This is a genomic window from Pantoea dispersa, from assembly GCF_014155765.1.
Lineage (GTDB): Bacteria > Pseudomonadota > Gammaproteobacteria > Enterobacterales > Enterobacteriaceae > Pantoea > Pantoea dispersa.
The window spans coordinates 216,051-240,166 of sequence record NZ_SCKT01000006.1; the positions used below are offsets into that span (position 1 = coordinate 216,051).

Annotated in this window: 20 protein-coding genes and 3 pseudogenes; 5 read left to right on the top strand and 18 right to left on the bottom strand. The window is 39.3% G+C overall.

The window, feature by feature from the left end; translation table 11 throughout:
- Positions 1–926 precede the first annotated feature (926 nt).
- Complete coding sequence (locus H7K56_RS17440) at positions 927–1,826, top strand: integrase domain-containing protein (RefSeq protein ID WP_126521919.1); 900 nt, start codon at positions 927–929, stop codon at positions 1,824–1,826.
- Between the two features lie 1,208 nt (positions 1,827–3,034).
- Here the strand turns inward: H7K56_RS17440 and H7K56_RS17445 are convergent.
- The 18 genes from H7K56_RS17445 to H7K56_RS17530 all read right to left on the bottom strand — a co-directional run bounded on the left by H7K56_RS17445 (position 3,035) and on the right by H7K56_RS17530 (position 20,054).
- On the bottom strand, positions 3,035–3,625 hold the full coding sequence (locus H7K56_RS17445) for a tyrosine-protein phosphatase (RefSeq protein WP_080940460.1): 591 nt from the start codon (positions 3,623–3,625) through the stop codon (positions 3,035–3,037).
- Positions 3,626–4,615, bottom strand: a complete 990-nt coding sequence (locus H7K56_RS17450) for a GNAT family N-acetyltransferase (RefSeq protein WP_150360444.1) — start codon at positions 4,613–4,615, stop codon at positions 3,626–3,628.
- Between the two features lie 28 nt (positions 4,616–4,643).
- On the bottom strand, positions 4,644–5,405 hold the full coding sequence (locus tag H7K56_RS17455) for a hypothetical protein (protein WP_150360443.1): 762 nt from the start codon (positions 5,403–5,405) through the stop codon (positions 4,644–4,646).
- A complete protein-coding gene (locus H7K56_RS17460) occupies positions 5,392–6,522 on the bottom strand; it encodes a hypothetical protein (protein WP_126521925.1) in 1,131 nt (376 codons plus the stop codon). The genes H7K56_RS17455 and H7K56_RS17460 overlap by 14 nt, the downstream gene beginning before the upstream one ends.
- A gap of 28 nt (positions 6,523–6,550) precedes the next feature.
- Positions 6,551–7,195, bottom strand: coding sequence for a 2OG-Fe(II) oxygenase (locus H7K56_RS17465; RefSeq protein ID WP_126521927.1), 645 nt, complete (start codon positions 7,193–7,195; stop codon positions 6,551–6,553).
- Between the two features lie 34 nt (positions 7,196–7,229).
- Positions 7,230–8,552, bottom strand: a complete 1,323-nt coding sequence (locus tag H7K56_RS17470; RefSeq protein WP_126521929.1) for a carboxyvinyltransferase — start codon at positions 8,550–8,552, stop codon at positions 7,230–7,232.
- Positions 8,553–8,582: 30 nt separating this feature from the next.
- Positions 8,583–9,905: a B12-binding domain-containing radical SAM protein gene (locus tag H7K56_RS17475; RefSeq protein ID WP_170264744.1), complete on the bottom strand. Its 1,323-nt coding sequence runs from the start codon at positions 9,903–9,905 to the stop codon at positions 8,583–8,585.
- Between the two features lie 50 nt (positions 9,906–9,955).
- Complete coding sequence (truD, locus tag H7K56_RS17480) at positions 9,956–10,996, bottom strand: tRNA pseudouridine(13) synthase TruD (RefSeq protein ID WP_126521933.1); 1,041 nt, start codon at positions 10,994–10,996, stop codon at positions 9,956–9,958.
- Positions 10,997–11,046: 50 nt separating this feature from the next.
- Positions 11,047–11,535: a P-loop NTPase family protein gene (locus H7K56_RS17485; RefSeq protein ID WP_126521935.1), complete on the bottom strand. Its 489-nt coding sequence runs from the start codon at positions 11,533–11,535 to the stop codon at positions 11,047–11,049.
- A complete protein-coding gene (locus H7K56_RS17490) occupies positions 11,516–12,568 on the bottom strand; it encodes an aminotransferase class I/II-fold pyridoxal phosphate-dependent enzyme (RefSeq protein ID WP_126521937.1) in 1,053 nt (350 codons plus the stop codon). Before H7K56_RS17490 ends, H7K56_RS17485 begins: the two co-directional genes overlap by 20 nt.
- Positions 12,561–13,097, bottom strand: coding sequence for a GrpB family protein (locus H7K56_RS17495; protein ID WP_045359898.1), 537 nt, complete (start codon positions 13,095–13,097; stop codon positions 12,561–12,563). Before H7K56_RS17495 ends, H7K56_RS17490 begins: the two co-directional genes overlap by 8 nt.
- Before the next feature lie 2 nt (positions 13,098–13,099).
- Entirely contained in the window at positions 13,100–13,711 is a 612-nt protein-coding gene (locus tag H7K56_RS17500) for a 2OG-Fe(II) oxygenase (RefSeq protein ID WP_170264743.1), read from the bottom strand.
- Positions 13,712–13,722: 11 nt separating this feature from the next.
- Complete coding sequence (locus tag H7K56_RS17505) at positions 13,723–15,021, bottom strand: alkaline phosphatase (protein ID WP_150360441.1); 1,299 nt, start codon at positions 15,019–15,021, stop codon at positions 13,723–13,725.
- Between the two features lie 54 nt (positions 15,022–15,075).
- Complete coding sequence (locus H7K56_RS17510) at positions 15,076–15,927, bottom strand: nucleotidyltransferase domain-containing protein (protein WP_150360440.1); 852 nt, start codon at positions 15,925–15,927, stop codon at positions 15,076–15,078.
- Positions 15,928–16,036: 109 nt separating this feature from the next.
- Complete coding sequence (locus H7K56_RS17515) at positions 16,037–17,140, bottom strand: hypothetical protein (RefSeq protein WP_150360439.1); 1,104 nt, start codon at positions 17,138–17,140, stop codon at positions 16,037–16,039.
- 12 nt (positions 17,141–17,152) lie between these two features.
- Positions 17,153–19,252 carry a peptidase domain-containing ABC transporter gene (locus H7K56_RS17520; RefSeq protein WP_126521946.1) on the bottom strand — a complete coding sequence of 700 codons (2,100 nt, stop codon included), beginning with the start codon at positions 19,250–19,252 and terminating at the stop codon, positions 17,153–17,155.
- Positions 19,249–19,722 (bottom strand): hypothetical protein, encoded by a 474-nt coding sequence (locus tag H7K56_RS17525; protein WP_150360438.1) that lies wholly within the window; start codon positions 19,720–19,722, stop codon positions 19,249–19,251. Before H7K56_RS17525 ends, H7K56_RS17520 begins: the two co-directional genes overlap by 4 nt.
- A 164-nt stretch (positions 19,723–19,886) precedes the next feature.
- Positions 19,887–20,054, bottom strand: coding sequence for a hypothetical protein (locus H7K56_RS17530; protein ID WP_170264742.1), 168 nt, complete (start codon positions 20,052–20,054; stop codon positions 19,887–19,889).
- Positions 20,055–20,821: 767 nt separating this feature from the next.
- Here H7K56_RS17530 and H7K56_RS17535 point away from each other — a divergent pair.
- From H7K56_RS17535 to H7K56_RS17550, 4 genes and pseudogenes are all read left to right on the top strand, one after another.
- Positions 20,822–21,281: pseudogene (locus tag H7K56_RS17535) on the top strand (integrase domain-containing protein); the annotation flags it as partial.
- Positions 21,282–21,455: 174 nt separating this feature from the next.
- A pseudogene (locus H7K56_RS17540) lies at positions 21,456–22,476 on the top strand (IS630 family transposase).
- Between the two features lie 111 nt (positions 22,477–22,587).
- Positions 22,588–23,042: pseudogene (locus H7K56_RS17545) on the top strand (amino acid ABC transporter ATP-binding protein); the annotation flags it as partial.
- 506 nt (positions 23,043–23,548) lie between these two features.
- Entirely contained in the window at positions 23,549–23,917 is a 369-nt protein-coding gene (locus H7K56_RS17550; RefSeq protein ID WP_170264741.1) for a hypothetical protein, read from the top strand.
- The last annotated feature ends 199 nt before the right edge of the window (positions 23,918–24,116 follow it).

Sequence of the window (24,116 nt, forward strand, 5' to 3'; positions counted from 1 at the left end):
TCCATTTGACGTCGTATTTCCCTGTTGGTACTATCAAACTGTTGTACTGTCGCACTGGCGACCACCAATGCTCTTGTAGCCTGTGATGAGCGCCTTCGGGTGGCTACAGTCGCACTTAAGCTGCGACCACCAATGTTCCGGCAGTCTGTGAGGAGCGCCTTCGGGTGACTGCACAATAAAACTCTCTAAGCCTGAAAGGGAGTACATGAAAAATGTGGCAAATCTGCTCACCTTTGAAAGCAGATATCGTCTATGAAAGCGCACTATGACGCGGCGATGAAGGTTTACTGTGTAGCAAATCTGCCAGTTTCAATTCACTTCCGTTCTGTGAACGGCATCAGTTCAACGTCTTCTCATTTGCAGTGATACGCCCTGAGTTTCGTACGACTTTTGCATCGACGGATAAGGCCATTTGGTACATTTGGCCGCTTACGGAGTTGCATTAGGAGCACGAAGCTGCGCGGCGTCACTTGTGAAGTGGCGAAGACACTACCAAGTGACGCGCGCAGCGCATAACGTCTCAACCCACGTACGACGTGGTTTTCAACGTTTTACTACCATCTGACCAACATGTAGTCCGTGTCAGTACGGTATTAAACTCACTTTTACATCAACGTAAGCACGACGGAAGGCCGTCTGAACGTTCAACTATCAGTAAGGAGGAAATCGACTCGGTATCGATGGCGACACTACGAACAGTAGTGTTGGAGGCAGCTTGACGTAAGTCAGCTCTGCATAAGCAGCAAACAGATCAGAGATCTGGGGTGCCTCGCAAGAACTCAACAATTCGCCGCCCCGATGCACAGATACCAGTTGAGACGCAGGAAGCGCAAAAGCAACCGTGTCGTCGGGGATGAATTACTGGGGTACAGATCCGTCCGCTTATTTACAAGCCGAGGGACGTGTATCCCTGTGGAGATATAGGAATGTCCAGATTCGGTAAACAGCTAGGAAAACAACTTGTCACGCTTGCTCGTCAGGGACGAGGGAGTTTTAAAACCGTTGCTGACCGTTCCAGAATTGCGGACCGTTTTTCTGAACGTCTGGCAAAGTTGAATATTCAAATTCGTGATGTAAAACACATCAAGACGACCCATATCGAAAAATATATTCATAGCCGGCAGGCTGAAAACCTGTCGCTCCGTACATTGCAAAACGAGATGGCAGCAGTGCGTTCAATCATGTCAGCTGCGGGGCGAAATAAACTTGCTGATCCCAACCATGAGAAATTGAGCAACCAGGCTCTCGGGATTTCAGGTGCTAACCGTGATGGGACAAAAGCCCCTATTTCGGATGAAAAATTAACTGCTGTCATAAATCACGTCTTAAAAAAAGATGCAGGGGTAGCATTGGGTGTTCAGTTGTCTCGCTATGTAGGTTTGCGAACGGAAGAAGCTGTTCAGTCAGCAAAGTCTTTAAAAACATGGAGGCAGGCTTTAATTAATGGGGACGAATGTGTTCGGGTTGTTTTCGGCACGAAAGGGGGGCGTCCACGCGATACGACCATTTTTAATCGCGAAAAGGTTTTATCTATTTTAGATGCGGCAATAAAATATTGTGATGAACACAATGGGAAATTGATTGATAAACCTTCATTGCATACAGCAATAGAACGGTACAGGAATATTGTTCGTGAGGCTGGAATGACAGGAAAAGATGCTCCGCATAGTTTGCGATACGCGTATTCACGCGATGCGGTGACTCATCATGTCAAAAATGGAATGAGTCGCGTAGAAGCAGAGGCACTGGTATCGATGGATTTAGGGCATGGGGATAGCCGAGGGCGTTACATTAAGCAAGTATATTTTAAAGGTGATGTGGAATAATGCTTTAATCGCATTCAGTGTACAGGATTTTAATAATTTAAAAATCTCGGATGTGATGACAACTTGTTGATGACGATTTTAGGCCATAGTAATTCACGCCTTGACTTGTGCATATTCCGTCCCAAACCGATCATTGATTCCCGGTAACAATGAACAGGTCACTCACGACGAGAAACCCAACAATCCCACCAGGGGTTGATGGTGGAGAAGCTGAAAGGAAGAGACCTGCAGCTGTCCGCAGGGTAATGTGACCCGCTGACAACAGGGATTGAGGTGAGACAACTAAGCCGAGACGATCTTCAAGGTTGAGTACTGAAAGGCTGAGGAACATGAACCCGTTAATTCGCATAAATGTTACCAGGGCCTACGTGATCTGACAGGCCGAGCAGGAGGAACTTGCAGTTATACGTAACTACTGCCAGACGAAAATATTATTTTGGCATGTATGCAAAATTCAGGGACAGGAGCGTCTATCATGCTCGCGTTGCTGACTACTAGCAACTTGGAGTAAGTAAGGACAAAGAGTACGAAGGGCAGCGACCTCAGTACGTCTGAGTCCAGACAGATCAGCGACGGATGTTAAGGTGCAGGGTTCCGATGACACGTTGATTGGCGGAGCTTCCGTAGTAGTCCGTGATGAGGAAAATCCATTATATAGTGAAGGGAAGCAGTTTAAATGTATTTGCAAAGTGAATTGGACTTCTACCTTACCATTGTAATATCTGTGTTGTCAGGATAATGTGTGATCTGCTCCTGCCTATGACCTTTTATAAAACCCTTGCTGTTGCGGTATCAAAGGTATATGGCATTACTAACATCGCGGTGTGTTAAGTGTGTTAATAAACGGGGAGCAGACCACCGTTTCATAGCGGCAAGGCTGTCTCTCCGTAAGCCAACGGTGGTGGGTTATCGTATTGCTTACCTTTAGTGTGAGACACATGACATGTTTGTCAGCATCCTTAGTGACCTCAGAATGTATTAAGTATGATTCATTTTTATTTGATTTAAGTATCACGAAAAGAGTGCAACACATAGCAATTAAAAAAAGAATAATGACGGAAAGGATGAAAGTTTTCATTCCTATACCTCCAGTAATTTTTAGCTCAAGTAGTAGACCTTATTGACAAGGTGTATTACAGTCAGGGAAACAAAATTGAGTATCCAAAATTTATTTGCAATGGTAACCATCGCAAATTGGTTGAAATAAACTACTCATCAAGATAGCAATCGATGCTCCCGTATCGCTGAATAAGATAATGGTCGAGTGTTTTAATAGCCTGACTAGGGCATGCCAGCCTTTTTATATAGCTCTCTTTGCTCATATTTCTTTTAAGCCAGTGAGCAGAAAACAGATCGATATTTTTGATCAGCTCATACTCTGACTGGGTATAATCAAGGATGATGTCATCAAGTGTAGCATTGAGTTTTTTACCAAGAAGGTAGCTTGCTATGCCTGTACGATCTTTACCGAAATAACAACCGAAACCAACCATAGGTAATGAGTAAACAATTCTGAATAATTGTGAAAATTCATTTCTGTGCTTATCAACTATTTCTATATAAAAATCAATAAGTTCATCAACTGTAGGCGTAAGGGAGCGGCGGTAAGCTTCTCCAACGGTATCCATTGGCATATGAACAATCTTTTTGGCAAAAGGAAATAAAACCTTAGGAGCCATTCGTCCTCTGAAATCAACTAAAACATCTAACGTTGCAGGGAAAAGTGCTCCTGATGAATATGAAAGAGATGTTCTGAAAAAAGAGATGTTACCATAGTTTACTCGTCTACAATTGATCATTTATTTATCGCTTTTCAGTTCATAAAGAGGAACGATTTTTTTGCCAAAACGACTTTTATACTGACGTAACCGACTTGTTTTCGGTTCCTCAGAAAGTCGGGCGATAGAGAGGTTAAACGTACTTAAACCCTGGGATTTTGCCCACTCCGCTGCTGCCATCATTGCATAATAAGATGAGCCAGGATCTTTATAATTAGAGCGATGATTAATAGCAAGTTTTCTTAGATAACATTCAGAACCAAGAATCACAATATTCAGGCATGACAATATCACGCCATCTATAACGGTAAAAAAACTCCTGCTGATGCCTGCGTTATCCTGTAAAATAATGGATTCTATCGCATTTAAAGCAGACTGATCATAAATTTTATTTCTTTCATATCCTTGTTGAATCGCATTAAGATAATGCACTCGATACAATTCATCCCTTGCGTAAACCATATTTTCTGAACAAGTAATGATATCGACATTATCACGTTTTACTCTATCAATAATATGCTTTATTTTCCTTTTTTTTCCTCCTGAATAATAAACGGCATCAAGCCATAAATCGGTAGTTAAGTCTTTTTTAATAAGTGTAGATAATGATATTTTTAAGCTCAGTTCTTGTGCGTAATAACATAGGTGGTTACAAAGTGACAATGTCTCAAATGTGTCATCTGCTGTAAAACTCGCTTTATTTATACTTAGATTAAGAGAGCTAAGCCACTCAAAAAATTTTTTAACTAGCAGAGGGATTTGCTGGTAAGGTCCAGAAATAACTGGCCCGCAAGACCACTTAACCGTACCCGTATTTTCATTTATCAGTACTAGGCATCTTAGGCAAGCGCCTTGGATATCAATCGAAACATAGGTCGGAGTGTAGCCATAGCAGGCCATAGAATATTCGCCATTATAAGTAGATTGTGGATAAGGTGTACTGGAATGTTGGCAAATAAAGTTGTTCCACTCTAGGGCGTTAACTTTAGTATGCGAATAGGAAATTAACATGAAAGCCTCTGATGAAATAAATAAAGGACTAGTCTGCGTTGCATGCGAGGAAACTATCCATATGAGACTTAATCAAAGCGATCTCCTGCTTGGGCAAATACTGCGAATGATTTAAAATCATATGGGCCAATGAAGAGAAGGTATGAAGCTGGGAAACTTGCGCCCAAGTTCCCCCCTCAGCCAATAAAGTATCTTGCAATGTGTACAACTGAGATAACACAGATATAGGTACTAGCCTTTTATGATTAACCCCACCCTGTCCGGTTCTGACTTTAGCAGCATTTGTTAATGCGCCTGAGAAGTATCCCTTAAAATCCTTAGCAGGTATAATTACTTTTACCGCTCTTTCCGGTTGTTGGTTCAGTAAAGGCAAAAAACGGTACATGGATATTCCCGTACCGGTGATAATGACATTTGCTTGCTGTAGTAAAACTCGTGAAAAACAGTAAGCATTAGCGAGCGGTGTGAGAGAACGATTAATCTCACCCCGACCGTTATGATAATTGGGCAGATCGCCTGTTTCAGCGACTTTACCTTTGTTAAGGTGAATGTGTTGCGGAAGTGCTAACCCGGCACGATGTAAAATACGATTAAGAAGGCATAACGAAGCATCAGGATGAATAGAAATATATTCCGCTAAGAAGTCATCAATAATTTTGACAGTACGCTCTGTACTAAGGTTGTTTTCCTCGGCTGCAGTGATAATAGTTGAAATAAAAGGAGAAAGGGTTGTTTTACCGCATCCAGGCGCACCGACAATAATAGCAACAAGACCATTATGATGCAGCATGACGCTTTATTTCCTGCTCGATAAGTTGCCATGTTTTACGAAAGTCCGAAAAAATATTTGGACCGTAGCTTAGCTGAAAAAGGTTATTATGAGAACTCAACTCGGTAAAAGTATGCTTAACGCCGGGGACAAGCGGTGAAGGTGCCAAATTAAGGTAATCAACAAAATGGCGTTCTTGGTTAGGGTTGGTGAAGATGTTATGGTCATCCACTCCGTTCAAATGGGTTAGTCTCAATATATTCTCCTCATTAACAAAATTAAGCATTAGAAAAACAATCCTTCCCGTAAAATCGCTATAATTAGTATTAAATGTCTGCATAAACTCATCGACATCAAATAAGATCCTCTTCCGCGAATTCGGTGGATAATGCTGTCCAATATCATTGAGCCAGTTATCCTCGAGGGGTTGTTTACGTCTAAGAGAGAACGGTTTTATAGTACCTACCACAGAGCTATCTAAGGAACTTAATGAAATACCCATCCGGCGTGGCCAACCTGAAAGCTGGACATCATTTCCCTCTGACCAACAAATTAATAGGTCGTCAGATTTAAAATCAGCATTGAGATCGGTACAGCATCGTAGGAGAAAACTAGATTTTCCGGAACCTCTTGGTCCAAAAAAAACATAACTGGTGTCTTTAATTATTACACATGAAGCATGAAGAACTTGAGCTTTCTTTTTGTAAGTACAATACCCTACCAGTTGCTTAATTATTCGGGAAAAGGTTTTATCATTTAGGTGGCCATCTTCAGAAATGGTGATATTCCAAGTTCTGTTACACTGATTAACTTCAATGAGAGCCCCTACGCTATCCTTTTCAGGTTCTCGGTAAATGATTTTTTCTTCGTCAGAATACTTTACTATTCTTAAGCCGCCACCATTGCCATCTAGATCGACGTTCAACACAGGCGGCATACGCCAAGGGCGATTTTCGTCTACCCAGGTTTGAACAAATTTTCTAACGTAGAGGTTGATGGTGCAGGTAACGGGGGTTGCCACATTTATTATTCTGAAGGCGGGTGTCAAATATAAGATAACTTCATTTAAATTAACACCATCCCGGGAAATTAATGAGAATTTCTCTCCGGCAAACTCAAATAAAAGGCGTTCGGTCATATAACAATCCTTTTCAGTCCATAAGGTTTTATTTATTCAAATACGTAATCCTGCCTATGGGAGTGGCTGGTGGTTGATGTTCCCAGAAAACGATCTGGATAGAGTTTCTTTTGTATTTTTTATGCATCTTGTTGACGGAATGATAAGAATTTTCGGTCCGTTTGAAAATTATACTCTTGCCGGGTATTGGTTCTATCGCATCAATAATTTCTCCACTTTTATTGTGAATTAGAAATTCTCCACCTAATCCACAACCTGGAGAACCTGTCAGGTAAATAAGATGAGTTAGCAATTTTGGCTTTCTATCGGTATGTATCGACATAAAACAATTTTCGTAGTATTGATTAATTATCACTTCTATCCATGCTCCTGACACGTCAATATCTAGTAACTTTTCAACTTTACTTTTGTATTCATTAGTTTTAACCATGGCGAGTAAATACTGCCAACATGCATCGAGTGATGATGTGTCAATTATGCTCTCATCGAACTGTGAATAAATCTTAGCCTGCTTACACAGGTAGCTTTTATCCGATCCATTATTACGCTCAGTAAGTACCAGTTTGTCATCGGGGAACGTATTGGATAGACTTTTAATAAAACCGGGTAGAAAAAAGTCATCTGAAACAAACCAGGGCCAAGGGCCTCCCTGTGTAAAGTTTGAAAAGTTCATGACCTGAAATCCTCTAAAAATACAAACTATTGTTTTACAAAAGATATTGAACACGAGCACCTAGTCTGGATAAATTTGCAATTAAATGAGTATACCCACGCTCAAGATGTTCGCTTCCAGTGATAGTGGTTTCTCCATTTCTGACAATAGCGGCAACAAGCAAAACAGCAGCAGACCGAAGATCATGTGCGTGTAGCGACTGCGAAACAGAGTGCAACCGAGCTGGGTTTATTGTAATACTTCGATCACAAACAGCAATAGCTGTCCCTATTTTGTTTAGTTCATGGGCATAAGAGAAGCGATTTTTCCAAACCCTTTCCTCCATTGAAGATTTACCGTCGGCATGGCACAAAAGTAATGCGAAGAAAGGTTGATGGTCACTATAGATACCCATACTGTTGACGACGACATCAATCGCTTTTAACGGATGAGGTGTTTCGGCATAGATATCACTAGCATTATAATTAATACAAATACCAATACGTGCAAACAAGTTCAGTTCGGCTTGTAATCCCTTAACAACACGATCTAAATTTTTGCAATGCAAAACTATCTTTTTACCGGACAAAGCAGATAAAGTGAGATAAGTGATAACTTCTGACAAGTCGGAAAGCAGAGTCATTGTTACACAGCGATCGGAGTGCATATCAACAGGAATGTTGGGAGGGAAAATAACAATCTTATTTTTGTTATAATGAATATAAAAGCCATTTAATTTCAAAAAATCAAGCAGTTCGGTCACATCAGGTTTTAAATAAGGATTGAGAATATTGGTAACACCTTGAGTCACAAACATTGACGCCAGTATCGCCGTTTTTGTCGCCCCAGACACAAGTGGGCCTGTAAGGTCGTCTGTAAAATCTGAAAATTTCATAATATCGATGGTACAAGGACTAAACTCCTTAATACGTCCAACAATTTTCTCGTCATTGAATGAAAAATGGGCACCAAAATGCGATAGTACATCCAGCATATGCTGTATAGGGCGACCTCCATTCTCACCAATAGCGCAACCACCAAACGATGAGAAAGATACTTGCTTAAATCGTCCTAATAGCACCGGTATAAGATAGATAGCGCCATGGATTTTTTCTGCCAGCTTGCGTGGGATATACCAGTTATTGAGTTGTGAACAATTAATCTTCAGGAGTCTCTCCTGATAGCTGGAAAACCCACCTAAATTGTTAATAATCTCGCTAATGATATGAGTATCCAAAATGTCAGGTGCATTGTTGATAACCACATCTTTTTTTAGGGCGACTGAGGCTGCCATAATTACAGTCGTAGCATGTTTAAATCCGGCGATCTCGATTGAACCTTCTGTTATCCGACTTGGCGAAACTAATAATGTGCGCACGTGATATTACCTCCTGATATAATATATTTATTAAATGTTGTTACAGCCACGTACAGGAATGTTCTTATCTACAGAAGTGATTTTTTTATACTCATAGCCATGAAATAACTTATAGTATTCTTTCTCTTGGTCGTCCGGAATGGAGCGCGTTGGAAATAGTTGACGATTAAATAAAGCAATATCGTCAACAGACATATCATCGTTAATCTGATGATATTGTGTGAATATTGTTGGTCTATAACGAGCATTGTTTTTGTGAACATATTGTATTGTACGTTTTAACCCTTCAATGCTGTCTCCGGGGAGTCCCATCATGATAAAGCAGTTAAGTTCAATATGACTTTGTTGGCAAAGGCTTGATATTTCATCAAACTTTTTCAATGCCATGGTTTTGACCTTTGGTAAACAATTTTCGGCAACTGTAGCTTCAATCGTTTCTATTCCTAAGCTTATTCTTATACAATTAGCTTGGGACATTTTTTTTATCAGCTTGTCGTCCAGGAAGGATAATGTTGTAACGCATTTCCAGGGAATACAAGCATCTTGAGCAATTAACGTATCACAAAGTTCAATCACCCACTTTTTATCAAGAGTGAAAGTCGGTGCATAAAAGGTTACATATTCGAATTTTCCGTATAAAAAAGAATCTTTGATATATTTAACTACGCTGGATACCGTGACACGACGTTCATTTCTGCCTTGCATTAACGGTACATCGCAATACTTGCAACCAATGCTACATCCTCTAGCTACAGGAACAACCAATTCTCTTCTATTAGGAATGCCGCAAAACTTGTTAAAATCATCAAGATACATTTTGTCATAATGAGAATAAGGGATTTCTTTTATATCTGGAAATACCCACTCCTCACTACTGAGAATTCTGCCCTCACCGTTCTTTTTGTATCCTACCGTTGAGCGGTTAAGAAAACCGTGGGCCATATTCCCTCCCATCATCTGAAGGAGATAATCTTGCAACCCTGCTTCATAATCCCCAGAGTAATGTATTGCATCAAAATAAAATTGTTCAAATATATGCGGATTCTGCTTGCTCAATCTGCCAAAAGTGACAAGTTTACTTTGAGGGGATAGTTTTTTACAATAGTGGACAAATCGTGGGAATGTATCGATTCCATCAAAATCATTCATTACGAAGATAACATCGAAAATAGTATTTGTCAGTAGTTCACAAATATGCTTCCAGTTAACATTAAGTGCTGCTGCATCTACTGTTTTGACAGTCAGGTCAGGGACGTTTTTTCTCAAATAAGCTGAAGTCTGGAAAACAGGTAAATGATGACCTGCATTAAAATAAGAAGGTATATAAGGTGGTATTATTATCAACACATTCATTTTGCAAAGTCTCGTCATTAATTATTGAAGGGAAGCTGAACGTCATTATTTCAAGAATGTAATTTCATCATTAACTGCTTAATGAGCATAGTAGCGTAACAACCCGGTGGTAAGAAAAATGAAAGGGTGAATTTATATTTCCCATAATTGAACTCATCTTTTTCCATTTTCCCGAGCATTACTTTAGTGTTGATAATGGCTGGTCTGTTGGTATCAATAGGTATAATATCTTTATCAACAACCACATGGCGTTTATACTTATATGGTAAGTTTTCTAAAATATCCTCTATAGTATTATCTATGCAGCAAGGGAAAACAAATTTCATTCCTTCAATTTCGCTTTTAATACTATTTTTTATCTGTTTGGAATTTTCAAGACGTTCTATTATCTGAGAGTTCCACTTATATGAGGAATATGCAGAGCGGTAGAACGCTATCTTTCTTAAGTCAATACGCGAAAAGAAGTCATCAATGCTTCTCAGAGGGCGCTCAACAATATCTTGTGAATCATTTATTCTATTAACCAACTTAATGGCTGATGTATAGTCCTTTCGCTCAATCGCCGCACCTAAAAAATGTGTTATTTTGTCTCCCCCTGGAATGCCGAAACGCTGGGTATCGTAATAGTTAATAAAAGAAAAAGAAATACAAGAGTTATTGTTTGTTTTATTACCAATGTTGGCATCAATACCACGAGCCGTTATATTAAAGTAATTACCCTCCAGGCTGGCGACATTAATTCGTGCACCTACTTTTCCTGTATGGAATAACCGGATGAATTTATTTTCAAAGTCCATAACATTACAGTAAGTGCCTCGGCAGCATTTGATTTTATCACTGAGCGATGCGGCATTGATAGATATATATTGTTCCGTTACTCCATCAATATCTTTCAATCCGGCATAACCTATGTTCTCTTGATTTATTTTAAAATAATTTGCGATTATCGAAATTGCTTCAAATGTCTCATAGTTTTTCTTTTGGAGTAAGAAGTATATGTTTTGTTCTGTGCTGTCTTTATACTCTAGGCACAAACGATGTTTTTCTTTTACTATAAAATCCTCTGGGATTACTTTCAGTTGATAGTTCATCTTCCCTCTTATATTATCGATGTATGATATCTCGTATCAATGAGAATATATTAGTAATTGTGAACGGTAATGTCTGGGTAAAGGGTTTTTATATTCCGATTAAACCGCTTTGCATAAATATCATAGAATAGAACCTTTTTTATAAAAAAAAAGAGGTTGATCTCTTGATACCACTTTCCATAACCAGCATGGCGCTCATTACCAAATGCGCGTTTAAATATTCTTTTGAAATAGCGAAATGCTGCTCTATACCATCTTATATCTAGGATAATAAGATCTGTAGCGTGAGCCAAGCGTACAGGAAGAGTGTTCAAATAATCACCAGAAATAATCCACGATTTTTTAGCGAGGATAAAACCGAGTTGATTATTTATTTCCTTTATATCAACTCTTTGCCACCCATCTTTCCAGTTAAGATCATCCATATCATAGGCAGGAATACCTAATTCTGATGATAATTTTTCGGCCAATGTTGTTTTACCGCTACAAGGCCGACCAATTACGAGAATTTTTGTACCGCTAAATTCTGGATAGTTCATTTAGTAAGCCCTCATACTCATGGCGTGAACAAACTGTAATTCTGAAATAGTTTTCATAGCCTTCAATGCTGTTTAAATTTGCCACATAAAAGCCCTTTTCTTTTAGTGTTTCCCATAATCTGTTCGCAGATACATTCTTAAGAGATTTAAATAGAATAAAGTTTGCAACAGAATTTTCATAAGGAATAATATCGTTGACCTTTTTCATCCCAATTATCATGTTTCTGCGGCATAGACGCAAGTTATCCCTGTAATGCTGAAGAACAAGAGGGCGATCTAATAAATGTAAAAGGATTTTGATGCTTAGTCCCGATAAATTTGTTTCCGGAAAATGATTTCTTAGCCGTAAAAGATATTTATCTTGAGCAACGATCCAGCCAGCACGAAGACCAGGCAAACCGAAAGATTTTGCGAAACTGTTTATCAGGATTAGATTGTCATAGATATCAGTAAGCGCGGTATGCGGCTCCTTTCCTAAACCGGTATAAACTTCATCAATGATGACGCTGATCCCTTTAGCATCACAACACTGGATGAAGGAGGCTAGTGTTTCATTATCAAAAAAGTCGCCAGAGTAAGGGTCTGGATTGGTAATAACAATGAGATTGCATTTATTATGCTTAGCCCTTGATACTAGTTCATCCAGGTTGTGAGGCTCTTCAGGACCGCGCATATGGATGAGGTAGGGTATTTTATAGAGAGAAAAATATAATTCATAGCCATTATAGTTAGGAGCTGTAAGCAATGCTTTATTATTCTTACTTAAGCTGCTTAAAACAATTCTTATTGCATCATGTCCTCCGCTGGTCAAAAGAATATTCTGTGTGCCGGTATAAAGTGAAGCCTTCGCATATATTTCATCATAGACAGGATACTTATAGATATCCTCAGAGGAAAGTATAAATGCTAGGGAGGACATTTCAGCTCTTAGCAGATCTCCTGTTAGATTCTCATTGCTCTTCAGATTGATAAAATTTCTCTTTGACTCTTTTTTTACCATAAAAGGAAGTGTGGGAATATCAAATTTAATCATCTTCTTGCCTGCTCTTTTTAGCGTGGCTCAACGCAATAGACTCATGTTTTTTGATGAATGGATTTTTATATTCGGAGTAAATCTCCGGTTCATTATTAGCAATGATGATAGCTTGTTTTTTTATTTTTTGGTATTCTTTAGCTATGTCTGGATTATTTTTGAGATAGTCTCGAAATGCTAAATGCCGTACGATATCAGGATGATTTGATTCATAGGCGTGTAAATGAAAACTTCGCACCTGTATCCCTTTGATAAAATAGCGCCGCCCACAAATTCCATTTTCACCTTTAGCTATGTATCCTATCTTTTCCAGTTCTAATTGGCACCTGTCGAGTAAATCTAAAGATGATACAACCAATAGTATATCAATAATCGGTTTTGCAGCCAATCCGGGTACAGATGTGCTGCCAATATGAAAGCATTCGATAACACAATCATTCAGGCTATTAACAATCTGTTTTTTCTCAGCCTCAAACTTAGCAGGCCAGTTGATATCATAGTCAACGAGTGTTATTTGTCGGCTTGACATAATTAATCCTTATAAATTATTTGTAGGCAGTAACGTGAAGGCGCACACAAACTGACGGGCGAAACGCTATGCCATGCATTTTTACAGTTTTTAATTAACGGCGATAAATTGTAGACGGGTAGTATTTCCTCGAAGATATCATCTTCACTGCTACTCCCAAGAATGTTCAAACTTCCTCCATAACCGGCTTCCCAACTTTCATTTAAATATATTAGCTGCGTTAAATGCTTATAGTCTTTATCTACATGGGGTGAAAGGTGGTCGGTTATAGAATAACGCCAGATATTCATTTCAACCTCTCGGCCGCGAAGCTTGCTATTAGTGAATAATTCCAGCTTGATTAGATATTTATCTGAAGTGAGCTCACGTATCAGCTCATTCAGGGCATAGCTTTTAACTTGCTGTTGTTGTAGAGCGATTAACCCCATACTGTAGTTCTTATCGCTTCTGTTACTTGCTACCTGCTGGAAATTTAATAACTTTACTTCATCTGCTATCTTTTTAATCCAGTTGTGAGATACTAAGCCATGAATTATTCCCCATTCCCATGGCTCTTTGTAATAATGAGAGTTGTCAAAAGCACTAAGATTTATAATATTCATGGTCAGTTCCATTTTATTCATGTCTAATTTAACTTATCGGCCATTATGATTTTTTTTATCCTGATTCCTATTTCTGTATTATCATAAAAACCATGGAACATGGTAGCATGTTCTCCATAGGCAAACACCGGTACATCCTCACCTGTATGGCTCTCTGTCGTCCATCCCGTATTAGTGGTTAAACTAATAAGATTGTTAATGTATCGTCGTAAATTAAGTTGGTCATTCTGCCGTTTATACCTTTTTACTTCTTCCCACTGTTGTTCGTTAAGTGGAACATCACTGTATTTTAACCACTCTGAGGTAATATCATTACTCGAAATAAGTGCTTTGCTTATTTTCTCCCCTGATGCATGAATTTTATCAATTACGCTAGGGTTCCAGTATTTCCCGCGTTCTGAACCTATTGTTAATCCTCCAGTCGAGTGATCCGCTGTGATCACTAGCAGAGAATCGGAATGATTATTAACAAACTGCTTAACTAATTCAACTGTTTTCGAAAAGTCCTTCATTTCGTTGACCGCGCAAATAATATCATTCATATGGCCACACCAGTCAATTTGGCTCGATTCGATTAATAGGAAAAATCCATTTTCATTTTTTAGTTTTTGTAAGGTATAATTTGTCATTGCCCTCAAACTTGGTTTCCTGTTGTCGATGGCATACGGAAGTTCCTTTTCACTGAACACACCTATCTCTGGTCGGCGGTCTTTGATATTTAAATCTGTGAAGGCGGTAACATAGTGAAGGTTTTTATTCCTCTTTAGTTTCACTTTTATTAATGGGTTTTTATCAAAATACTCTTTTCCACCGCCTAAAAGTACATCAAAAGCTGGTTGGTTATCCATTATCTGCTGAATATATGAATAGGCTATTTCATTCTGATTGTTGCGACTATCGTTAGTGGTTATAAAACTGGCGGGAGTGGCATCGGTAATTGATGATGTTACAACAACACCTGTTTTTAACCCCCTTTTTTTTGCGATGTTTAATATGGATTCTAGTGGTTGCATATCGGCAGAAATACTAATTCGGCCATTTACGGTTTTTTCTCCGGTGGCTAAGGCCGTGCCTCCTGCAGCGCTGTCGGTAATTTTAAATTTTCCTACCGGGTTGGTTCTGATCATGCCTACGCCCATTGAATCAAATATGGTTGTAGAATTACCTTGGGAATTGGCGGCTTGGTAGTATCGTAATGCTGATAAATATGGAGAACCCATGCCATCGCCGATCATGAGAATAATATTTTTTCCAGAAGCATAAACTGGCAGCCAACCGACTAAGAGCAATAATATTAATTTTATATAATAGTTTGTCTTCATTTATTTTTAAACCAATTTATTTTTAAGATTGAGAGTTTTAAATTCCCGTTTGATTTATGTTATTTTGAATATCATATTTTCAATAAGCTGTTTTGCCTTTTCCTTTGAGATCAAAAAAGCCTCCTTGCCTAAAAATAGTACAATCTGGCCTTCACGTTCCATAGCAAAAAAACTAACATCCCCGCGAAGCTCCTTAGTATCAATAATTCTTTTCTGTTCATATATTGCCGAATATAACATCAAACCCGTGGTAGTCATAACCTGACGTTCCAGTTCATCTATGTCTTTTGTGTTTGTAATGCTGACATTAATGGTAGTAAAGTATGTATTTAGCAGTACACTATGTTCACCTTCGGTACGAATTAATCTCGATATTAACCACCTAGGTTTGATATAGTTATCACCTAATTTAAAAAGATAAATCTCGGCTATTTTTTCCATGTATTTTTTCAACGAAAAGGCATATTGCTGTAAGTGACAATCACACTTAATACCTTCCAAGGCAGCGTACATTTTTAATGCTTGGTCAGTGTTCTTTATATAATATCGAGTCCTGAACTCCTTTTGCAGGATCTGCCTATCTACATCCCAGTATCCAAAAATTATTTTCCCAAATAATATTTTTTGCAAAGAATAAAAATCTTCTTTCATAAATGCTACTTTTATTAATTCTTTTATGTCACTTTTTGTTATTATTAGCATTTCAATTTTTATGCCGTTTTCTGAGCTTATAACATAGCGATTGCTTTTTACACCATACTCTTCAGGATGTTCTGTAATGATAATGAGATCTATATCGGAAGTTCTTGTAGAAAATCCTTCGGCACGAGATCCCACAAGCAGAATGCAGTTGGCATTATGTTTATATTTGTCGATATAAGGTGCTAGGAAAAAATCATTTTTCATAGTGTTCCTTTTAATAATATTGATGTGCAGTTGCTTTTTTTTTCGTATAATATTTGATCTCAAAAATGGTTACTGGTTTTAATAATTATTGCCGTTTTTTCAAGAGTATCTAAATGGAATCAGCATTGAAGAAAAAACATAAGTGCTGGAGATTCATCTTGGGAGTATTTCTCATTTTGAGTAATTTGTATATTTCGTAATTCAAATCATTAAACAGATCAAGGCAATCAATATCAATTTCCCTTTTATCAGTAAAGTCTTTTTTCTCTATTCGGTGTTCGATTTTATTCAGTGTTTTATTTATAGTTTCTGTTAAATAATCGTTTCCTGTGATACACCACGCCAGGTCCTCTAACCTACCTAAAACTTGGATGTCCTTTACTGTACAACTAATTGATGCATTATATAGATGATGGCTATAAGGAATAGTATTCTTTTTTGATGGCAATTTACCTAACATATGAATGTAACATACATTATAAAATTCATAATAACATGACAATACTTCGAAAAGTGAGGTTATGCTTCCATAGCTATAATAATTTTTCACCATAGGATTGACTTTTTCAATTCTCTTAATTGGAGTGTCATTGATGAATATCGCTAACACCTTTTTTATCATTACCGCTGGGCCAGCACAAACCTCTTGCGTCTGATGCCCTATTAGTAATTCTTGACAGTCAATATAGTTGTAAAGCTCATCTATTTTATTATTATCTAAACAATGATTTATAATTCGTTTGTCACAATTGTAAATTAAATGGCAAAGACCATGACAAATTTTAGATAATGCTGATAGATAGGGGGGGCAGGTAAACTCTGTGTCATTTATCACGCTGTTAGCAAGGAGGTAATTAGCCGTTTTAAAACCACTGAGTGCTACAGCATACAATCGATCTGTTCTTGTCACCTCCTTTTTTGATATATTTAATAAATTTCGTGCTTGTAAATTTAATAAGTTCAGAGTGTCGATAATCTCGTCAGTATGTTGCCAGGCTAACTTAAGTGCCCCTTTGTTCATAGGGTAGGAATGTTTTTTTCTTTTCCCTTGATAATGACATACTGAATAATTAGATGCGTCGGGTTTGTGATAAATTGAACGCCCTTCCAGAAGGGGTCTTTTATCCTGATCAAGCAGATCGACAGGAATACACCCAAAAAAAACCGGAAAGTTTTTAAGACTTTTCACTTCGACGGGATAAGGAAGCTTCATATATTACCTATATCATTTTGTGGAGAGTAGCCGATTCATATCTATAACTTCATCTGCTATCTGTGTTGTCTCTTTACGATGCGATATGATAACGATAGTAATATTCAACTCTAACAAACTCTTCAACACTATATCTTCGTTAGCGTAGTCAAGCTGGCAAGTAGCTTCATCGAGAAATAATATTTTCGGCTGCTTATATAAAGCCCTGGCGAGCAAAACCCTCTGCTTCTGCCCACCTGAAAGATGGCTGCCTACATCACCAACGATAGTGTCATATCCCATTGGCATTTTCATAATATCATGATGAATTGATGCCAATGCTGCACTCTGCTCAATAAGTTTGTAATCTTTCGTCGCTGAAAATCCGCTGATATTATCTCCTATAGAACCGGAGAAAAGTTCATCAGATTGTAGTACTGCTGAGATTTCTTCACGGTATTTTTCAATTCCATATGCACGGATATCTACTCCACCTACCAACACTTTACCTGAATCAGCAATTAATAATCCCATCATTATCTTCAGCAGAGTTGACTTCCCACAGCCTGATGGTCCAATAATGGCGGTAATCGCCCCTTCTTTAATGGTAAGGTTTACATTTGTAAAAATAGGTGCTTCTATGGTACTAAATGCGTAGCAAATTTCCTTTAATTCAACACTCATTTTAGTTACAGCTTGATCGACAGAACCATATCTACTGTCTGGTAGCAAGTTTTCTTTTTCCGTCAGCGTTACGTCTGATACGCGTTCAAGATGTAGATAAAGTAACCTTAGCTCCATAATCTTTTCTATAAATTCTCTATATTTGTTTGTAAACATCGTTTTGTAGGCAATGAAGGCAAACATCATACCGATAGTAATAGTTTCATTGATGATTTGTAATGCTGCGATGTAAAGTATAACAATTGCTTCTAAACCAAAAATAAGTTGATTAGCACCAACTGAATAGAGGGATATCTGGCCTAGTTTCATTCCACTATTAATGCTTTCAATTAATTTGTTTAGCCATTGACTCTCTCTTAAACCTGCGTTCCCTGCTAGCTTTATACTTTGAATAGTCCTGATACTTTCAATAAAGTGGCTGTTTTCAATAGCGATAGCATTAAGATTTACTTCACTAATTTTAGAGTAAATGCCGTAAAGAACAACCCGTACAATAGTATATAGGATTGCAATGGTTAGCACGATGCAACTCAGCTGAATATTATAGGAAAACATAAAAACTAATACTACCATTGTTAATACGCCATCAACAATAACTTCTACAAAACCATTGGTGATAAAGTTTTTTATTATTTTTAATGATTCAAATCTTGATATAATGTCTCCCAGATTTCTTTTATAAAAAAAACTTATCGGCAGCGCCATTAGATGATGAAAAATTCTAGTGCTAATGTTGACGCTAATTATATTGCTAAAGCGAATGCTCATTAGGCCGCGATATAAATTTAAGCTGACATTGAACAACAGTATAATTATAAAAAAAAGCGTTATTGCATTTAGCATTCCATAATTCTGATATGCTATTACATCATCAATTAGTATTTGGCTAAAATATGGTGATAGCAGAATTAATATCTGTATTATAAAAGATAGAGTCAAAATATTAAATAATGGTCCTTTTATTCGGGGCTCTTTGCCGAGTAATTCTTTGAGTGTTGTCTTCCTTTTTACAGTCCCTTTCTTGAATCCGTCACTTGGATAGAGTTCCAGTGCGATACCGGTAAAATGTCCAGACACCTTTTCCAGCGTTAGCTTCATTTCTCCTCTAGCTGGATCTAATATCACAGCTTTGTTACCAATGATCTTTTTTAGAACCACAAAGTGATTTAAATTCCAGTGTAGAATACATGGTGTACGAAGTTTATTTAAGCCTTCAAGCTCTAACCTTACTGGTCTGGCTATAGTATCTAATTTAGAAGAAATAGTAATTAATTGCTTTAAATTTACTCCGCGTGAGGTTATGGGAAATCTCTCCCTTAAAGATGGAAGATCTGTCTGGTATCCGTAATAGCTTAACACCATAGCAATACAGGCTAATCCGCATTCTGCTGACTCAGCTTGTAAATGTAGTTTTATTTTTTCTTTTTTTTTAAATTTAAAAAAAATCATAAACCTGTGCTTCCCTTAATCTTATTATATAAAAAAAACCAGATTTTTTCATGTTTCCATAAATAGATTGTTCTTCCTGGTCCTATCTGAGATATCTCTTTGTTTTTTTCTTTAGTTAATTTTACACAGAGTAAGTTAACGTCGTTGATATGTATCACTACCCCCGTTAAATGATCTTTTTTATTTATGGATAGACCAACGAGTTCTCCTGGTCCAAATTTCCTTTCTTTTGTTTTTTCATACTCAAAGCTGAAACACGATTCATTGCTGTTTAATTCTTTTGATGGTGAGTATATTTTGGTTGTAGTATACGCCTTAATCGTTTTTTGACTTATAAATAATAATGACACCACCATTATTAGCATGAAAAGTAAAAGTCCTTTCATTTTCCTCGTGTCTGTATCATCAAATAACACACCGGTAATATTATTTTTTTTTCTTTCCAGTACAGCCTTTCTAAATACTGTCATAGCGACAATGTCCTGTCTAAGTAGTCAGGTTATTATTCACGCTACCGCCCTTGGGTTGCAGCCCCAAAGTATGTATGAAATTTAATTTTGATATGTAAAGGCCACGAGTATGTTACATGTGGCCTGATTTATTTAAATCATGATGTTCGTTAAAATACTATGATCTAATTGTACTCTTGATGTGTGGCCAAATACTTTTCAAACTCTTTCGCAGAGGCCATAGCGCCTAAACCGCCGCCACCACCACTATTTGAGCACGCTTTGCACCCACCGGACACAAGAAGCATTATCTCTTCTTCAGTAAGTGTTCTCAGGGTCATGTCTTGTTCCATAGCTATCTCCTGTGAAATCTATCTTAAGTCTTAAGTGTTTGGCTATATTGTGTAGCCAATTTTATTTAAACAACTTCTTGACAATTATCCTTGAATATTCACAAAAAAGTTTAAAAAACGCGATCAAAATCACAAAAAACTGAGCGGTAAGTCAGAATCTTGGTTGTGTTTATGTGGCATTCATCACAAATATCGTTTCCATTTGTTAAAGTTACGTTGTAAACCATTGTCGCCCTACCAATAAATTATTGTTAATATATCAATGATAATGTTTTTCATTGCTTATCAATTCATTTACTGTCTGCATAACTAGATTAAGGTTATGCCCCGTAATTTTTGGGCTTTGTCGAATAAATCAAACTCCAGGGAAGCATCGCTGTAAAATAATTGACTATCATGCAATAGTTGCGCTCTCTGGTATTCGAACCTTCGTCCTTTTGTTCAGTATAAGCACCATGGTCATGGTAAGCATCAGGGGGCTCGCAGAACCTGAAAGGTTTTGGTTATTTTCAATATCGGGCCAACGAAGCTGACCTGGCTAGGTTACAGAGCAGGAATTGTGTTAGGTGTTGAAGTGCTTTCCAAGGGGTTAGCGATAGGTGTCAATGTGCTGACTTTCGTAATGTCGGGAATGCGATCCAAATAATGACTTCGACTGATGCTCGTGGAGTGTGGTTTTCAACGTATAACTTCCATCTGACCAACAAGTAGTCCGTGTCAATGCTGTTTTTAACACGCATTCACTTCAACGTAATTAGGGTGGTAAATCCGTTTATGTCGGTTTGCGGACGGAAGAAACTGTTCAGTCCGCAAAGTCATTAAAAACATAGCGACTGCTTTAATTAATGTAGAGCATCGTAATATGTTTTTGAGCGTGAAAGTAAGTCTCCCTCGTGATACAACTATTTTTTATCGTGAGAAGGTTTTATCTATTTTAGATGCAGCAATAAAGCATTATGCACCACACAGTGGGAAATTGATTGATAAGCCTTCATTACATACAGCAATAAAACGGTACAGAAATATTGTCCGTGAGTCTGGAATGACAGGGAAATATGCTCCCCCATAGCTTATATTACGCATATTAACATGATGTGGTGACTCATCATGTTAAGAATGGAATGAGTCGCGTAGAAGCGGAGGCATTAGTTTCAATGGACCTAGGCTATGGAGATTGCCGGGGGGGGGTATATCAAACAGGTTTATTTTTGTGAGGGAACAGAATAGACGTATTTACACTTCACTTCAGGACGTAACGCCACAGCACAATCAGGGCTGTGGCTTTTTCTTAACCTGTACTAAATAATTGCTCAGAATAGTAGATCACTTCGGGGGTACTCAGTCCGGTTTACGCGATCTGACCAATCGCTGAATATCCCAAATCACCAGCCGGACTGAGCAATGCCGATCATAGCACCAACAGCCAGAACCGAACGATGCCTGATGCAGAAAACTATCTATAAAACAAAGGAGAAAAAAACACGCCCGGCGGCTCACCGCCATGCTGAAGCAGCATCGTGGTGACACTGTCAGTCATGTTTCCAGAACGCTCTGCTCTGCCCGTTCATCGATTGATCGCTGGTTTAACTTGTTCACGCTGTCTGGTGCTGAAGGTCTGAAGTCATTACCGTCAGGACATAGGAGACGCTGGCCGTTCGAACATATTTGCGCATTGCTGTGTGAGCTTGTTAAGCATTCTCCCGGCGATTTCGGTTATCAGCGTTCCCGCTGGAGTACCGAACTGCTGGCGATAAAAATCCGTGATGTCACTGGTTGTCCGCTACATGCTTCAACCATCCGGCGACGGTTACCTTCTGCCGGACTGGTATGGCGGAGAGCCGTGCCGACACTGCGTAAAGAAGTAAAAATGGTCGCTATCCATCAAGAACTGACGAAATGCAGTGTGTAAAACCCCGTGTTGTACGAAAGATGAAGTGGATATTCACCTCAATCCCAAAATTGGCGCAGACTGGCAGCTATGTGGGCAGCAAAAGCGCGTTGTCACGCCGGGCTTGAATGAAAAGTACTATCTTGCCGATGCGCTGCACAGCGGTACGGGAAAAGTCAGCTACGTTGGTGGAAACAGTAAAGGTTCGACCCTATTTATCAGTCTGTAAAGCATCTGAAGGCTACATACCGGCGGGCAAAAACGATTACGCTGATTGTCGATAACCACATCAACCACAAAAGTCGTGAAACACTGCACTTGCTGTAAGCAGACCCGAAGTTCAGGGTAATCTATCAGCCGGTTTACTCGCCGTGAGTCAATCATGTCGAACGGTTGTGGTAGGCACTTCATGAGACAAAACCCGAAATCACCTACCAGTGCCGTTCAATGTGGCAACAGTTGAAATAGGTTCGTCACTTTATGGATACCGTCAGCCCATTCCCCGCTGGGAGACATGGGCTGGTTAAAGTGTAGCGGTATTAGGTTCAGTTATTTAGCTCAGACTCGAACTGACAGTTTGCGTAGCCAGAAGGCAATCAAATCTGCCTGGCTATCTGTTAGAAGAAACATAGCTAACGGTTCAGACTATGCGTTCTGGACAATCTAACCCTCGGCTCGACGCTTGTGCGTAAGCTGGGTCAGAAGCAGGCGACGGAGCTGGCGATGCATTATCTCGAGAAGGTGCATATTGCGAATCAGGCGCATAAGTTTCCGCTCCAGCTTTCTGGTGGCCAGCAGCAGCGCGTGGCGATTGTCCGAGCCTTGTGCATGGAGCTGGAAATTTTTCTGTTCGATGAGCCAACGTCCGCACTCGATCCGGAGATGATCAAAGAGGTTCTGGATGTGATGTTGGTTCTCGCTGACGGCGGGATGACTATGATTGTGGTAACCCACGAGATGGGCTTTGCCCGCGTTGTGGCGGACAAGGTGATTCTGATGGCTGACGGGAAAATCGTCGAAACCGCACCGCCAGCGCGTTTCTTCATCAGCCGGAGCATCCGCGTACCCAGCAGTTCCTGGAACAGATTTTGAGTCATTAATGGTAGTAGAGAGTCGTCTGTTCCTCTCACCCTATCCCTTATGTCTTGATTTTCTCCGCTCAGGTGGAGAAGATCTTCGACTGTAGTCGTAAACTAATCTTGGCCACTAAAAGCAGTCTCATCAGTTCCGGTCGATTTAAAACTGCATCTGGGGCGTTCTCAACAGACCAGCCAGCCATACCCATTTGATACCCAGCTTGACATAATCACTATTTGCTCCGAAAATGAACAGGTCTATACGTTGCTTATGCAACCACCAATGATTCAATAGCCTGTGAGAATCGCCTTCGGGTGGCTAAAAAAAGCTCCTGCAACCTGAAAGGGGGCAAACTTTGTTAAATCTGCACACCTTTGAGAGCAGATATCGTCAATGTAAGCGCACTATGACGCGACGATAAAGGTTCCTTCTGTACTAACCAGACAGTCAGAATGTTGTTTTTTCTGACTCCCCGACGGGAAACACTTCCCGGTCGGGCAGGTGTTTCCTTCTTTTATGGCGAAACACAATGTCTGTCATCTCTTCTGCGGTTTTCCCTGAACATCTCCTTACTCAGCTTCAGCAGTCTGCTGACGCAGTTGTCCGGAGATTGAAATCTTTCATTTATCAGCATCGCAACAGCAGTTGGTATGTCAACGGCTCGGGCAATTATGCCGTCCGAGCGCATATCACCTCTGTCAAAGATCAGGGCGTTAACGTCTTTCTTACCATTCGTACAGGTTGCCACCGCGCTGAGTATGTATTTCACCGCCTGCCGGTTTCCTTTCCTGAGGGAATTACAGGTCGTCGAAACGCATACCTCTATGCCTGCCGTCAGGCACAGCATCTGGCACACCTGCGCTACCGTTTTCTTTCCGGAGGGCATTCTCATGACTGAAGCACTGCACGATGTCTCTTTCCGTATTCTGTCGATGTCTGAGACGCGACGGGATGTATGTCCCGCTCAGTATGGCCTCGTAAGTGGCGTTTTCATCCGGGGCGAAATCCTCAGAGATAACGTCTCCTGTGGCGAACTGAACCGTACCGGGTTTTCGGGAGACTAAACTCTCAGTGAAAGGAGACCCGAAATGACATCC

Coding starts and splice junctions, on each gene's coding strand:
- H7K56_RS17485 (WP_126521935.1), bottom strand. CDS start 11,535: ATGAACTATCCAGAATTTAGCGGTACAAAAATTCTCGTAATTGGTCGG.
- H7K56_RS17510 (WP_150360440.1), bottom strand. CDS start 15,927: ATGAAAAATGATTTTTTCCTAGCACCTTATATCGACAAATATAAACAT.
- H7K56_RS17550 (WP_170264741.1), top strand. CDS start 23,549: ATGTCTGTCATCTCTTCTGCGGTTTTCCCTGAACATCTCCTTACTCAG.
- H7K56_RS17490 (WP_126521937.1), bottom strand. CDS start 12,568: ATGATTAAATTTGATATTCCCACACTTCCTTTTATGGTAAAAAAAGAG.
- H7K56_RS17450 (WP_150360444.1), bottom strand. CDS start 4,615: ATGTTAATTTCCTATTCGCATACTAAAGTTAACGCCCTAGAGTGGAAC.
- H7K56_RS17530 (WP_170264742.1), bottom strand. CDS start 20,054: ATGGAACAAGACATGACCCTGAGAACACTTACTGAAGAAGAGATAATG.
- H7K56_RS17515 (WP_150360439.1), bottom strand. CDS start 17,140: ATGAAGCTTCCTTATCCCGTCGAAGTGAAAAGTCTTAAAAACTTTCCG.
- H7K56_RS17495 (WP_045359898.1), bottom strand. CDS start 13,097: ATGTCAAGCCGACAAATAACACTCGTTGACTATGATATCAACTGGCCT.
- truD (WP_126521933.1), bottom strand. CDS start 10,996: ATGAACTATCAACTGAAAGTAATCCCAGAGGATTTTATAGTAAAAGAA.
- H7K56_RS17475 (WP_170264744.1), bottom strand. CDS start 9,905: ATGAATGTGTTGATAATAATACCACCTTATATACCTTCTTATTTTAAT.
- H7K56_RS17520 (WP_126521946.1), bottom strand. CDS start 19,252: ATGATTTTTTTTAAATTTAAAAAAAAAGAAAAAATAAAACTACATTTA.
- H7K56_RS17500 (WP_170264743.1), bottom strand. CDS start 13,711: ATGGAACTGACCATGAATATTATAAATCTTAGTGCTTTTGACAACTCT.
- H7K56_RS17455 (WP_150360443.1), bottom strand. CDS start 5,405: ATGCTGCATCATAATGGTCTTGTTGCTATTATTGTCGGTGCGCCTGGA.
- H7K56_RS17445 (WP_080940460.1), bottom strand. CDS start 3,625: ATGATCAATTGTAGACGAGTAAACTATGGTAACATCTCTTTTTTCAGA.
- H7K56_RS17460 (WP_126521925.1), bottom strand. CDS start 6,522: ATGACCGAACGCCTTTTATTTGAGTTTGCCGGAGAGAAATTCTCATTA.
- H7K56_RS17525 (WP_150360438.1), bottom strand. CDS start 19,722: ATGACAGTATTTAGAAAGGCTGTACTGGAAAGAAAAAAAAATAATATT.
- H7K56_RS17465 (WP_126521927.1), bottom strand. CDS start 7,195: ATGAACTTTTCAAACTTTACACAGGGAGGCCCTTGGCCCTGGTTTGTT.
- H7K56_RS17505 (WP_150360441.1), bottom strand. CDS start 15,021: ATGAAGACAAACTATTATATAAAATTAATATTATTGCTCTTAGTCGGT.
- H7K56_RS17440 (WP_126521919.1), top strand. CDS start 927: ATGTCCAGATTCGGTAAACAGCTAGGAAAACAACTTGTCACGCTTGCT.